The 12,936-nt window shown below is 49.7% G+C and carries 10 protein-coding genes; all 10 read right to left on the bottom strand.

What is annotated here, in order from left to right; translation table 11 throughout:
- Positions 1-129: 129 nt before the first annotated feature.
- The 10 genes from JFC05_RS04010 to nuoE all read right to left on the bottom strand — a co-directional run bounded on the left by JFC05_RS04010 (position 130) and on the right by nuoE (position 12,890).
- Positions 130-1,608, bottom strand: a complete 1,479-nt coding sequence (locus tag JFC05_RS04010; protein ID WP_198335869.1) for an NADH-quinone oxidoreductase subunit N — start codon at positions 1,606-1,608, stop codon at positions 130-132.
- Between the two features lie 3 nt (positions 1,609-1,611).
- On the bottom strand, positions 1,612-3,237 hold the full coding sequence (nuoM, locus tag JFC05_RS04005; protein WP_198335868.1) for an NADH-quinone oxidoreductase subunit M: 1,626 nt from the start codon (positions 3,235-3,237) through the stop codon (positions 1,612-1,614).
- Between the two features lies 1 nt (position 3,238).
- The gene (nuoL, locus tag JFC05_RS04000; RefSeq protein WP_198335867.1) at positions 3,239-5,113 is read right to left on the bottom strand and encodes an NADH-quinone oxidoreductase subunit L; all 1,875 of its coding nucleotides are present in this window, start codon (positions 5,111-5,113) and stop codon (positions 3,239-3,241) included.
- Positions 5,114-5,117: 4 nt separating this feature from the next.
- Positions 5,118-5,426: an NADH-quinone oxidoreductase subunit NuoK gene (nuoK, locus tag JFC05_RS03995; RefSeq protein ID WP_075101564.1), complete on the bottom strand. Its 309-nt coding sequence runs from the start codon at positions 5,424-5,426 to the stop codon at positions 5,118-5,120.
- Positions 5,427-5,524: 98 nt separating this feature from the next.
- Complete coding sequence (gene nuoJ, locus JFC05_RS03990) at positions 5,525-6,232, bottom strand: NADH-quinone oxidoreductase subunit J (protein WP_198335866.1); 708 nt, start codon at positions 6,230-6,232, stop codon at positions 5,525-5,527.
- Positions 6,229-6,777: an NADH-quinone oxidoreductase subunit NuoI gene (nuoI, locus tag JFC05_RS03985; RefSeq protein WP_198335865.1), complete on the bottom strand. Its 549-nt coding sequence runs from the start codon at positions 6,775-6,777 to the stop codon at positions 6,229-6,231. The genes nuoJ and nuoI overlap by 4 nt, the downstream gene beginning before the upstream one ends.
- 55 nt (positions 6,778-6,832) lie before the next feature.
- Positions 6,833-7,825 carry an NADH-quinone oxidoreductase subunit NuoH gene (gene nuoH, locus JFC05_RS03980; protein WP_192994854.1) on the bottom strand — a complete coding sequence of 331 codons (993 nt, stop codon included), beginning with the start codon at positions 7,823-7,825 and terminating at the stop codon, positions 6,833-6,835.
- Positions 7,826-7,877: 52 nt separating this feature from the next.
- Positions 7,878-10,949, bottom strand: a complete 3,072-nt coding sequence (gene nuoG / locus JFC05_RS03975) for an NADH-quinone oxidoreductase subunit NuoG (protein WP_198335864.1) — start codon at positions 10,947-10,949, stop codon at positions 7,878-7,880.
- A gap of 10 nt (positions 10,950-10,959) precedes the next feature.
- Positions 10,960-12,384: an NADH-quinone oxidoreductase subunit NuoF gene (gene nuoF / locus JFC05_RS03970; RefSeq protein WP_198335863.1), complete on the bottom strand. Its 1,425-nt coding sequence runs from the start codon at positions 12,382-12,384 to the stop codon at positions 10,960-10,962.
- Positions 12,381-12,890 (bottom strand): NADH-quinone oxidoreductase subunit NuoE, encoded by a 510-nt coding sequence (nuoE, locus tag JFC05_RS03965; RefSeq protein WP_198335862.1) that lies wholly within the window; start codon positions 12,888-12,890, stop codon positions 12,381-12,383. Before nuoE ends, nuoF begins: the two co-directional genes overlap by 4 nt.
- Positions 12,891-12,936 lie beyond the last annotated feature (46 nt).

Genomic DNA, 12,936 nt, shown 5'->3' with positions numbered 1-12,936 from the left:
GCGCCAAGCTTATCATAAAGCTGGCGCATCTTGGGTGGTTTACCATCACAGCGGATGTGCGGCACGATAGATTGCCGCACTGTAGCGGTTTATTTGCTACCTATCTATCAGCATATTACTATCAGTACATTACCAGATACGTGCCATGCTCGCCCACTCAATCATACTGTTTGGCAAGATACCAAAGAACAAAATAATCGCTGTGACGGCGATGACCATGATACCACCCGTGCGAATACCCCACTGTCCTGCCACATCAAACTCGATGAATTGCTTAGGACGCTTAAATAAAGTAAGCAACACGCGCAAGTAATAAAACAGACCGATGGCACTGCCTAGGATAATCATCGCAGCCAAGAACCAGTTGGTCCCTTGTACCGCCGCCAATATCGCAAACAGCTTGGTGATAAAGCCTGCGGTAAGCGGAATACCAGCCAGTGACAGCATCATAATGGTCATGACCGCCGTCAGCACGGGACGACGCCAAAACAGCCCTTGATAGTGAGTCAGCTCATCAGCCTCACCTGCCAAGCGATAAGGACTCGACATCAAGGTCACTACCCCAAAGGCACCGATAGAGGTAAAGGCATAGACCGCCATATACATGCTAGAGATGCTATCGGCTGCGGTACCGATACTAACAATAACGATCAGCACATAACCCATATGCGCAATGGATGAATAACCCAATAAGCGCTTGAGACTGGTCTGACGTACGGCTAGTAAGTTACCTACCAATATCGATAAGGTCGCCATCACCATCAGCAGTATCTGTACAGACGGCAGCGCCAATAACGCAGTATCGATTAAGAAACGCACGGCCAAAGCCATCATCGCCACTTTTGAGACAGACGCCAAAAACGTAGCGATAGGAGCTGGTGCACCCTCATAGACATCGGGGGTCCACATATGAAAAGGAGCTGCTGAGAGTTTAAAGGCAATACCGAACAGCATCATCGCCGCCCCAAGTATCAAGAGTGGCGACTCAAATACATTACCCAATACCAAGCTGATCGGTTTGAACGCCAGCGCGCCCACCTCAGCGTAGATAAAGGCCATGCCCATCAGTAGTGTGGCCGATGCGGTCGCTGATAACACCAGATACTTCAGCCCCGACTCAAGCGAACGATTACGCATATAAGTATAGGCCAATAAGCCATATAGCGGTATCGATAGCATCTCAAGACTCATAAAGAACGCCGCCAAATGCTGAGCACTGACCATCAGCAGCGCGCCGATTGTCGATAGCAACATCAGCAGATACAGCTCGTCTTTATTGTCTTTTAGGTTAGCAAGATAAGCATAAGACAGCGTACAGCACGCCAATGCACAGATAAAAATCACCACCATATTAAACTGAGCAAAATTATCAATGATAAATAACTGCTCAGCGCTAGGCGCAGCCGCGCCGCTACTGACGATACCAGCCATCTGCGCCAGCAAGGTAAATAGCCCAACGTTTAAGCCCACCACCGTAACAGTACCTGTCACCACATGTGAGCGTTTTACCGCGATGGCAATCATCACCACCAACACCGTAATCACTACGGCGATGATCGGTGCGTAAGGTAGCAATCCCATCAAATCATTCATCGTAATATCATTCATGACTTAACGTGCCTCCATTGCATCAAGCAGTTGCATGGCATCTACCTGTGTGACTTGACTGTATATATATGCATTATTGATCCACTGCATGGCGTGACTTGACGTATCGAGGAATGGCTGCGGATACAATCCTAGCCAAACCAAGCCTGCTGCTAACATAAGCAGCAACGAAAGCTCACGTTTGCCCAAATCTTTTAGTCTACGCGTCGGCAGACCATGCGATTTGGTTTCGTGCATCGCCAGCGCTTCGATATTGTTTTTACCAAACAAGGCGCGGTGAATCAAAATGAGCGAGTATAGGCCTGCAAGTACCAAGCTGAACGTAGCAAAAACCACAAACACAGGATACTGAGCAAATGAGCCAAATAAGATCATAAATTCGCCAATGAAGTTACCCGTACCCGGGATACCCAATAAAGCGGCGCAAAAGAACATCAGTATCGGTGCATAGTAGCGGAACTGACCCCACATACCGCCCATCAAAGTCAGATCGCGCGTATGTAAGCGCTCATACAGCTGTCCTGCCATGATAAAGAGTGCCGCCGAGCTAAGCCCGTGCGCCAGCATCTGAATCATCAGGCCTTGTAAGCTGATGAGCGTACCAGCATAGATGGCCAATACCACAAAGCCCATGTGCGAGACACTGGTATATGCCAATAGACGCTTCATGTCGGTCTGCATAAAGGCGAGCCACGCCCCATAAAAGATACCAATCGTCCCCAAGGTAATGGCAATCGGTGCAAACTCTTGCGACGCGGCTGGAAATAATGGCAAGACAAAACGAATCAAACCATAGGCGGCAGTCTTAATTAGAACCCCAGCCAAATCCACCGAACCTGCTGTTGGTGCTTGAGCGTGCGCATCTGGCAACCAGCCATGAAAAGGTACAATCGGCAACTTCACCGCAAAACCGATAAAGAAGCACAGCATAATGGGATATTCCCAGCCGCCAAGCGAGGTACCGAGCAAGTCATTATAATTAAAGCTGACCACCCCAGTTTGCGCATAGCTGATAATGACCAACACCAAGATACCGATGAGCATGATTAGCCCAGACGCTTGGGTATAAATAAAGAACTTGGTCGCTGCGTACTCTTTGGTTTTGCCCACCACATCATGACCCCATAGCGCGATCAAGAAGTAGATAGGTACCAGCATCATCTCCCAAAAGAAGAAGAACAAAAACAGATCAATGGCTAAGAACACACCGATGACACCGCCCAAGCTCCATAGTAAGTTGAGATGGAAAAAACCCACACGGCGCTGAATCTCGTTCCACGAACAAGCGACAGCGGCAATACCGAGCAGCCCTGTTAGACCCACCATCAGCAGCGACAAACCATCTAGCGCCAAATGAAAGCTGATACCAAAGCTTGGTATCCACGGCACACTAAACTCAGCGACCCATGGCACGTTTGCATCTGGCGCGATCACCTGCTTACTCATACCGCTATAGTCGCCGTACTGCCATAGCACGAGTGACAAAGCAAAGGTTATGATCATCCCGATTAAGGCGATCCAGCGCGGCAGACGTTTATTAATCCGCTCTACCAGCCAGCATAGCAACCCTGCAATAAAAGGAATTGCAATCAATGCTGGTAGCATCCACGTTTGTTGTAACTCAATCATCTTATACCACCGTTATCATTACCAGCACGAGCAATACAGCAACGCCTAAGCCAAAGCTTGCAGCGTAACCTCGAAGTGACCCTGTTTGCGTCGCAGACAATACCTTATTACCTGCTGATGCCAGCTTAGGTAAGACATACCACGTTTTATCGATAGGGTCAGCTTTTAATAAGCGGCCGATGAACAAAAAGGGTTTTACAAAAAGTAAATCGTATAGCGCATCGAAACCTAGGCCGTGATAGCACCAGTGATACAGCGCGCCGCCGACACGCGAGCGCTTAAAGCTGGTAAGCAGGCGACCTTTATTGATCACATATAACAGCGCGGCCAATACCAAACCTGCCAGCATCGCACCCATGGCGATATACTCTGCAGTATGCTTGGCCTCTGCTTGACCAGCCACTTCTAATAGATGCCCAACGCTCTGGGGCAATACACCTTGCAATGGCGGCGTAATCCACGCACCGACAGCGGTCGATAGTACCAAAAGCACGGTAAGTGGTAACCAATATGACACCCCTGACAGCTTATGCGCATGGGTCTTTTCTTCACCAAAAAAGACAATCCAGATCATACGGAAGGTATAAATTGCCGTTAAGAATGCACCAAACACACCCATGTAAAATAGTACTAAGTGACCGGTGGCATAAGTTTCCCAAAGAATCGCTTCTTTAGAATAAAAACCAACGGTGACCCAAGGTATCGCAGCGAGTGCTCCGCCACCGACGATATAACACCAAAATACCAAAGGTATCTTTTTGCGTAAGCCGCCCATCTTAAAGATGTCTTGCTCATGATGTACCGCTAGAATGACCGCACCTGATGCCAAGAACAACAGCGCCTTAAAAAAAGCATGGGTCATCAAATGAAAGATAGCCCCTTGCCACGCGCCCACGCCTAAGGCCAAAAACATATAGCCAATCTGACTCATGGTCGAGTAAGCAAGGATACGTTTGATATCGGTTTGCGCCAGCGCACAAAATCCAGCAACCACAAGCGTTAACGCCCCGACACCTCCGACCCAGTACAATAAAATACCTGGCGTTAGCTCAAACAATGGATGCAGGCGGGCGATTAAATACACCCCTGCGGTGACCATCGTCGCGGCGTGAATCAATGCCGATACTGGTGTTGGACCTGCCATCGCATCAGCAAGCCATGTGTGTAGTGGCAACTGGGCTGATTTACCCATCGCGCCGCCCACCAGCATCATAGTGGTGAGCATCATTATGGGGTTGTTTAGGTCAAAGACTTCGGGCGCGCGGGTGATAATCTCTTGAATATGCAGCGTGCCGAACTCGCGAAACAATAAAAACAAACCAAAGGCTAAAAACACATCACCGACACGCGTGACCGTAAAGGCTTTCATCGCCGCGCGGCCATTGGCTCTGTCGTGGTAATAATAACCAATCAGCAAGTACGAACAAATACCCACGCCTTCCCAGCCCAGATACAGCAAAAACAAGTTATCTGCTAACACCAGTAACAACATACTGGCGACAAATAAGTTCATATAGCTAAAGAAACGGGCAAAGCCGGTATCGCCTTTCATGTACCAAGCGGCAAACATATGAATCAAAAAACCGATGCCCGTGATGATGCCTGTCATGGTCAATGCCAAGCCATCAAAACTCAGCCCAAAGCTCGGAGCAAAATCCCCGACCTGAAACCACGTCCACAGCGGCATCTCGACGACCGTACCTGCAGGGTAACTGGTCAAAAAAGTATAGCTGACAACGAGCGTACAAAGCGCAGATAGCAGCATACTACCGACACCGACTATCCTCGCCACCTGCTCGGTGAGTTTATCGCGCATAAAGGCTAAGATTAAAAAGCCAATGAGCGGGAATATAAAGGTTAATGGTAATAAACTCATGACATCATCCTTTCATCTCATTGGCGCTATCGACATCGAGATGCCCACGCTTATGATAAAACCGTAATAATATTGCCAGACCGATTGAAGCTTCAGCCGCGGCCAAAGTCAAAATGAAGATAAACATAATCTGCCCATCTGGATCGACCCAGCGACTGCCTGCTACTACAAATGCCAATGCTGTCGCGTTCATCATAATCTCAAGACTCATTAGCATAAATAAAAAGTTACGTCGTACCATGACGCCGCACAGACCGATGGCAAATAAAATACCTGCCAAAATCAGTCCATGACTCATGGGTATCATACCCAGTACATTTTGCGCCTCAGCAGCTGGCTGTACTAAGCCTGCTACCTCGTGGGCAAACGGCACGTTTGACACATCTTGTGCCACGCTCGCTGCTAGTACCATCAGTCTGACTCCTTGCGCGTGACTCGTTGTACACCTACTTGCTTACCGACATAGTCATGCGGGTCAACATCTTTGTATTCATAAGGCTCCGCCATCTGTGCTGCATGGCTATCGTCGTTATCATATGATTTGATACTGCCGACAGCTGGCTGCACGTCTCGGCTACCATTGCCGATGACTTCATCATCTTTCGTCTCTTTGCCCAAGTGGTAGGCGGCAACCAAAGCGGCTAGCAGCAGTAGCGCCGCCACCTCGATGAGCATGACGTATTTGGTAAAGAGCACCGTACCGACTGCTTTGGCAGAGATGGTGGTACCACCAATCATCGCCGCGTCATCATGCCCCATACCTATCATCGCATACAGTACAACGCCGATGATAACCGTCAGGCCGGTCGGCAGCGCCCACGTGCCAGCATCGAGCCAGCGCTCTTCGCGCTCATCATTACTCATGCCCAAGTTGAGCATCATAATGACAAAGACGAACAGCACCATGATAGCGCCAGCATAGACGACGATCTCTAACGCCCCTGCAAACGGCGCACCTAAGACAAAGAAAATACCTGAGATGGCGAGCAAAGACACAATCATCGACAAGATGGCATGTACTGGATTGGCCTGCGTCACCACGCGCAGGCTGGCAAATATCGCCACAGCAGCCAGCGCATAAAACCCTGCCAGCTCAGGGCTGTTTAAAATAGTCATCATGGTAGCAAGCTCCTTAGATCAATCGGTGCCGCTTCGTTTTGAGCAGCGCCTTTTGGTTTTTCCGCTACCGCCATACCGGTCACACGATAATAGTTATAATCAGGATATTTGCCTGGACCTGAGATGAGCAAATGCTCTTTTTCATAGACCAAGTTTTGGCGCTTATACTCACCCAGCTCAAAATCTGGCGTCAGCTGAATCGCTGTCGTCGGACAGGCTTCTTCGCACATTCCGCAAAAGATACAGCGCGAAAAGTTAATACGAAAAAACTCTGGATACCAGCGTCCATCGTCACGCTCGGCTTTTTGTAGTGAGATACAGCCTACTGGGCAGGCGACGGCACATAGGTTACACGCCACACAGCGCTCGTCACCATCAGGGTCACGCGTCAGCACAATACGCCCGCGAAAGCGTGGCGGCACTGGCACTGGCTCTTCAGGATAAAGAATGGTGTCACGTGGCCTAAGCGCATGACTGTTGACCATCCACATGCTGCGGACAATGGTAAAGATACCAATGACGGTCTTTTTTATGGTAGTAAACATGGGATTATTATCCTTATCAGCTTTACCCTAGTTCATCAATGATGGCTAGTAATGATTACAACGTTGGGGAAAAGATCAAAATGACTGCAGCAGTAACGATTAAGTTAATCAGCGTCACTGGCAGGCAGACTTTCCAGCCAAAGTTCATCACCTGATCATAGCGCGGACGCATGAGTGAGCCTCGAGCCAAAACAAATAGGGTCATAAAAAACAGCGTCTTAATCATGAACCAAAAAGCTGGTGGAATAAATGGAATATCTAAATTAAACGGCGCCAGCCAACCGCCAAAAAACAAGCAGGTCATCAAGGCTGAAATCAGGACGACGTTGACATATTCCCCAATGAAGAACATACCGAACTTCATACCGGAGTATTCGACATGATACCCTTCAGCCAGCTCTTGCTCGGCCTCTGGCTGATCAAACGGATGCCTGTGGGTCACCGCCACACCAGCGACCACAAAGGTCAAAAAGCCAAAAAACTGCGGAATGATATACCAGCCGTCAATCTGTGACTCAACGATTTCGCGCAAATTAAACGAGCCGGTCAAGGCCACCACGCCCATCAATGATAAGCCTAAGAACACTTCATAACTGATGGTTTGTGCCGCCGAGCGTAGGCCGCCCAATAGCGAGAACTTGTTGGCAGACGCCCAGCCGCCAAACATCACCGCATAGACGGCGATACCTGCCATGGCAAAAAAGAACAAAATACCGATATCCCAATCCGCTACCCCAAGGGTCGGCGAGATAGGGATAATGGCAAATGAGGCCAATGCGGTAAACATGGCGACCGCAGGTGCCAAGGTAAACATAAACTTATCGGTGAAGTTTGGTGTCCAGTCTTCTTTAAAGAAGATTTTGAGCATATCAGCGACCAGCTGCAAGGAGCCAAACGGCCCGACACGGTTGGGGCCATAACGATCTTGCCATAATGCCAGCATGCGGCGCTCATAGACAATCATCAACGCCGCCACGATAACGACCACCAAAAATATGACCAGTGCTTGCACCACCATAAATAAAACGGACCAAGTATCAAAGCTCATACTACTGGCCAAAAAGCTTGGCACATCAGGGATAATACGGGTAACTTGCATATTACACCTCCTGTGTGGTGGTCGGCGCGGTGCTGGTTGGCGCTGCGCGGTTGGTGGTATCGTCAGCACTATCCGCCATACCGCCCCTCATTGTCACGGGCGCATCGACTTTACGGACTGAGGCTGGCATCGAAGGGTGAATGATGCTCACCTGCCCGACAGGATAACCAATACAACCTTCTGCTAGATAACCGACAATCTGTACTGGCAGGGTGATTTGCTGTTTGTCAATCTCGATTGCTAAGTAATCACCAGCGGCAATATTCCAGTCTTTGGCATCATCCATACCGATACGCCATGCCGCCACCGGCAGCTGTTCGGCGACGATAGGACTGCGCGATGCCATCATTGAGCTGGCATAGATGTTATAGATAGGCACCAGTTTGGCTTGTCCCTGCTGCATGTCAGTCGTGGTCGCAGACAGGGCTTCTGGTGCGACATACTGACGTGTCGGTAGGCGCTCGAGCATATCGAACAAACGCACGCCTGGGTCACCGTTTTTTAGATGACCACCGACTTTGTCTTGGTATTTGTTCCATGCTTGCGGCGAGTTCCAGCCAGCAGCATGAGCAAAAGGAACCATCGAGCTTGGTGTTTGTTTGCCCGTGTAGCCTTCCATAGAGAAAGTCAATCCTGTATCCAAGTCTTTTGGCTGCATTGGCTCATGCACTGAGATCGGCGCACGCATGGCAGTACGACCAGAGTAACGCCGCGGCTGACGCGCAATTTTAAGACCCGTGATACGGTAGTCCGCATCGGGCGCGGCGCCCTTGATACCAGCAAGCTTTGGATGGGTGGCGATCAATGCATTGATGACATCATCGAGCTGTGTCCAATCGACATCACGGCCTTCGATACTGCTATGCACCGCATGTAACCAGCGCCAGCCTTCTTTGATACTGCTCATTGGATGATAATATTCATTATCATAAACTTGGAAGAAGCGCTGCGCACGGCCCTCAGCAGAGATAAGCGTACCATCCGCTTCGGCAAAACTGGCGGCTGGCAAGACGATGTCGACGTCTTTGTGCCAATCAAGCAGCTGATGATCAAGGGCGATGACGGTCTTATCAGCGAGTAACTGCGTCAACTTATTGGCATCAATGGCATCGGTCAGCTGGTTTTCTGCAACCACCACCACATCAAAGTCAGTGGCTAGTAGCTCTTCAACTGACTGACCGCCAAGCATACAAACGCCCATGCTATTGGCATCAGGTACCGTTAGATAGATACCTGCTTGTGCCTGATACCTGTTATTTACTTCTTTTAACTCAAGGTTTTCAGCAGGCTCGCGCTCGACATCATCCTGCACTTCTGTATTCACGCCTGTTTCAGGTTTGTTCGGCTTAGCAGATAAATCTTGGTCTTCTTCAGGCTGGTCATTAGCCGCTTTCGCTTGTGCTGCCTGTACTTTGGCATTATGTGCCTCAACCTGCTGTTGCTCAGTCGCTTTGATTGCCGCGCGTTTTTGGGTCAACGCTTGGGTAATCTGCGCCGCTGCTTCTATCAGTGCGGTAGAAGATAAGCTGCTACCCGAAACCACCAGCGGCTGATCGGCTTGAATCAAATCATATGCGATTTGCTGCGCGAGTGCCTGCATCGCATCGGTCTCGCGCTCGGCAGTATCCGCTTGCGGCGCTACAATCTGCGTCAAATCATCTGCCAGACCTGCAATCTCATCAGCAACTTTAAAACCAAGTTTAACAATATCTTCAGGAGTCGCTACCACGCTGGCTTTGCTGATGTCTTCTAGCTTGGTTTGGGTCACATCGACGACGTATACTGGGCTTAACGCGTCTTGCGCGATACGCTTGACAGGCTCGGCAAGCCAAGGCTGCGTTTGCAGCGCCGCCGCCATTTTCAAGCCTTCGTTTTTCGCGGCTTGACGTACTGACAGTGCGACACGTGATGAAGTTTGGGTGATGTCTTCGCCCAACACCAGCACAGCGTCATGTGCTTCGATATCAGCCATGCTAGGATTATAGATACCTTCAGTGCTGAGCACTTCGATACATTTATTGACCAATGCTTGCTGCTGATGATTGAGGCCGGTTGAAAAGTTATCAAATCCGACCAGATTTTTTAGCGCAAAGTTGGTCTCGAGACTGGCGCGCGGTGAGCCAATACCGATGACTTTTTTGTCTTTGATGCGTTTGATGGTTTCATCAAGCGCGTAGTCAATATTGATTTTGACGTGTTTGTCATTGATACGTTCAAGCGCTTGGGTTGGACGATCAGCGCGGTTGACATAGCCATAACCAAAGCGGCCACGGTCACATAAGAAATAGCGGTTTACGTCACCGTTATAACGGTTTTCGATACGGCGCAGCTCGCCATAACGCTCACCTGGCGAGATATTACAGCCCGCCGAGCAGCCATGACAGATGCTGGGCGCATACTGCATGTCCCATTTACGATTGTAGCGATCAGAATGCGTTTTGTCAGTGAATACCCCAGTTGGGCACACTTCGGTTAAGTTGCCTGAAAACTCGCTTTCGAACTGACCGTCTTTATCACGGCCAAAATACACACGGTTGTTTGAGCCATAAACGCCCAAATCTTCGCCGCCTGCGTAGTCTTTATAAAAACGCACACAGCGATAGCATGCGATACAGCGGTTCATCTCGTGAGCGATAAATGGCCCAAGGTCTTGGTTATGATGCGTGCGCTTGGTAAAGCGATAGCGACGACGACTATGACCTGACATATAAGTCATGTCTTGCAAGTGACAATGCCCGCCTTCTTCACAGGTTGGACAGTCATGCGGATGGTTGGTCATGAGTAGCTCAACCATCGACTTGCGGAATGCCTTGGCTTCGTCATCCGTCACTGAAATATACATGTCATCGCCAGGAGCGACCATGCAAGACATCACCAGACGACCGCGGCCTGCTTCCATATCGTCTTTGTTTTGGAACTGCTTGACTGCGCACTGACGGCACGAGCCGACCGAGCCAAGGGCTGGATGATAACAAAAATACGGCACATCAATGCCGAGTGATAAGCAGGCTTGCAGCAAGTTATCGCTGCTATCTACTTCGACAGTGGTACCATCAATATGTATGACTGCCATGCCGCTCTCCTTATTTCACTTCTGGCTGTTGGTTGGCTGCCGCATCAATGACATCGACACCAACCGCCTGCGCGATTTTTTGATCAAACTCAGGACGAAAATATTTAATCGCACTCATCAGTGGCTCCATCGCACCAGGCGCATGGGCACAGAATGTTTTGCCAATCCACAAGTCACGGGTGAGGCCTTCTAATTTTTCCACATCGCCGACTTGTCCCTCACCATCATTGATGGCGGTAAGCAGCTTGACACCCCACGGCAGACCATCACGGCATGGCGTGCACCAACCGCATGACTCACGCTGAAAGAAAATCTCAAGATTGCGCAGCAGCGGCACCATGTCCTGCGCTTCATCGACGACCATAATCAGCCCAGTACCCATACGGCTACCGGCTTTTTGAATGGTGTCAAAATCCATCACCACGTCCAAATGCTCTGTGGTCAAAAAGTCGGTCGAGGCACCACCAGGCAACCATGCTTTGAGTGTCTTGCCATCTTTCATGCCGCCAGCCAACTCTTCGATGATCTCGCGAGCGGTATAGCCAAATGGTAGCTCCCATAGACCTGGGTCATTGACCAATCCTGAGCAGCCAAAGAGCTTAGTACCAGGGGTTTCGCTTTTGCCTTTGATCTTTGATAGTGACTGATACCACTCGACACCATGATTGAGAATCGCAGGCATATTATTTAACGTCTCGACGTTATTGACCACCGTCGGTCTGCCCCACGCCCCAGAGATTTGCGGAAACGGCGGCTTGGTACGAGGGTTGGCGCGGCGACCTTCTAGGCAGTTGATCAAGGCGGTTTCTTCACCGCAGATATAGCGGCCAGCACCCGTATGTACATGCAGATTAAAGCTAAAATCTGAGCCAAGAATGTTGTCGCCCATCAGGTTGTTGGCTAGACATTCTTCAATAGCTGTGACCAAGCGCTCAGCAGCTAAGATGTACTCGCCGCGGATAAAGATATAACCATCGGTGGCACCGATCGCATGCGCAGTAATGAGCATACCTTCGATAAGCTGAAACGGTAGGCGCTCCATGAGCAAACGGTCTTTAAAGGTGCCCGGCTCCATCTCATCGGCATTACAGATGAGATAGCGCGGCAAGCCATCTGGCGGCGACATAAACGACCACTTTAGACCAGCGTTAAAGCCTGCGCCGCCGCGTCCTCTGACATTGGCCGCCTTGATCATATTGCCGACTTCTTTTGGTGATTTGGACAATGCCTTTCTTAAACCCGTAAAGCCTTGTAGAGACTCATAAGTCGCTAAATCCAAAACGGCATCATGATGCGCCAAACGCCAAGTCAATGGTTTGGTTTCGCTGGTGGCGGTCGCCTTATCACCATAAATTGGTATACGCTGTTCGTTTAGCTGGCTTGGCGCTTTACCTTGACCGCGACGAGCAATTTGCTCTGAAATCGTTAAACTCATGCGTATAGCTCCAATAATTGCGCGACCTCAGATGGCTGGACAGGACCATAAGTGTCTTCGTCTATCAGCACCGCAGGGCCTTTATCACAGTTACCCAAGCAGCAAATCGGTAATAGCGTAAAACGGCCATCAGCTGTGGTCTGCCCATACTCAATACCCAGCTGTGATCGAATTTCAACCGATAATGCCTCATAACCTGTTAGGTAGCAGGCCACTGAGTCACAAATCAGGATAACGTGACGGCCGACAGGCTGACGATAAATACGGTTAAAGAAAGTCGCAACGCCGTCCATATCCGACATCGGAATGTCTAATATATTGGCGATAGCATTGACCTGCGCATCATCGACCCAGCCGTTGCGCTTTTGTACGATTTTTAGCGCATCTAACGAGGCGGCGCGCGCATGGGGATAGTGATGCATATATTCATGAATGGCAGCAATCTCCTCAGGGGTGAGGATGCTGGCCACATCTACTTTTGGCATTTTGTCGGAAACAATTTTCATAATCTTCTATCTTTCCTCACTCATCATGCTAAGCACCTAGCCACTA

This window comes from Psychrobacter celer (genome assembly GCF_016107555.1).
In the GTDB taxonomy this organism is placed as follows: Bacteria; Pseudomonadota; Gammaproteobacteria; order Pseudomonadales; family Moraxellaceae; genus Psychrobacter; species Psychrobacter celer.
The sequence above is the reverse complement of the archived record's forward strand: the minus strand, read 5'-3'. Positions and strand labels throughout refer to the sequence as shown.

Coding starts and splice junctions, on each gene's coding strand:
- nuoG (WP_198335864.1), bottom strand. CDS start 10,949: ATGGCAGTCATACATATTGATGGTACCACTGTCGAAGTAGATAGCAGC.
- nuoF (WP_198335863.1), bottom strand. CDS start 12,384: ATGAGTTTAACGATTTCAGAGCAAATTGCTCGTCGCGGTCAAGGTAAA.
- JFC05_RS04010 (WP_198335869.1), bottom strand. CDS start 1,608: ATGAATGATATTACGATGAATGATTTGATGGGATTGCTACCTTACGCA.
- nuoH (WP_192994854.1), bottom strand. CDS start 7,825: ATGAGCTTTGATACTTGGTCCGTTTTATTTATGGTGGTGCAAGCACTG.
- nuoI (WP_198335865.1), bottom strand. CDS start 6,777: ATGTTTACTACCATAAAAAAGACCGTCATTGGTATCTTTACCATTGTC.
- nuoE (WP_198335862.1), bottom strand. CDS start 12,890: ATGAAAATTGTTTCCGACAAAATGCCAAAAGTAGATGTGGCCAGCATC.
- nuoM (WP_198335868.1), bottom strand. CDS start 3,237: ATGATTGAGTTACAACAAACGTGGATGCTACCAGCATTGATTGCAATT.
- nuoJ (WP_198335866.1), bottom strand. CDS start 6,232: ATGATGACTATTTTAAACAGCCCTGAGCTGGCAGGGTTTTATGCGCTG.
- nuoL (WP_198335867.1), bottom strand. CDS start 5,113: ATGAGTTTATTACCATTAACCTTTATATTCCCGCTCATTGGCTTTTTA.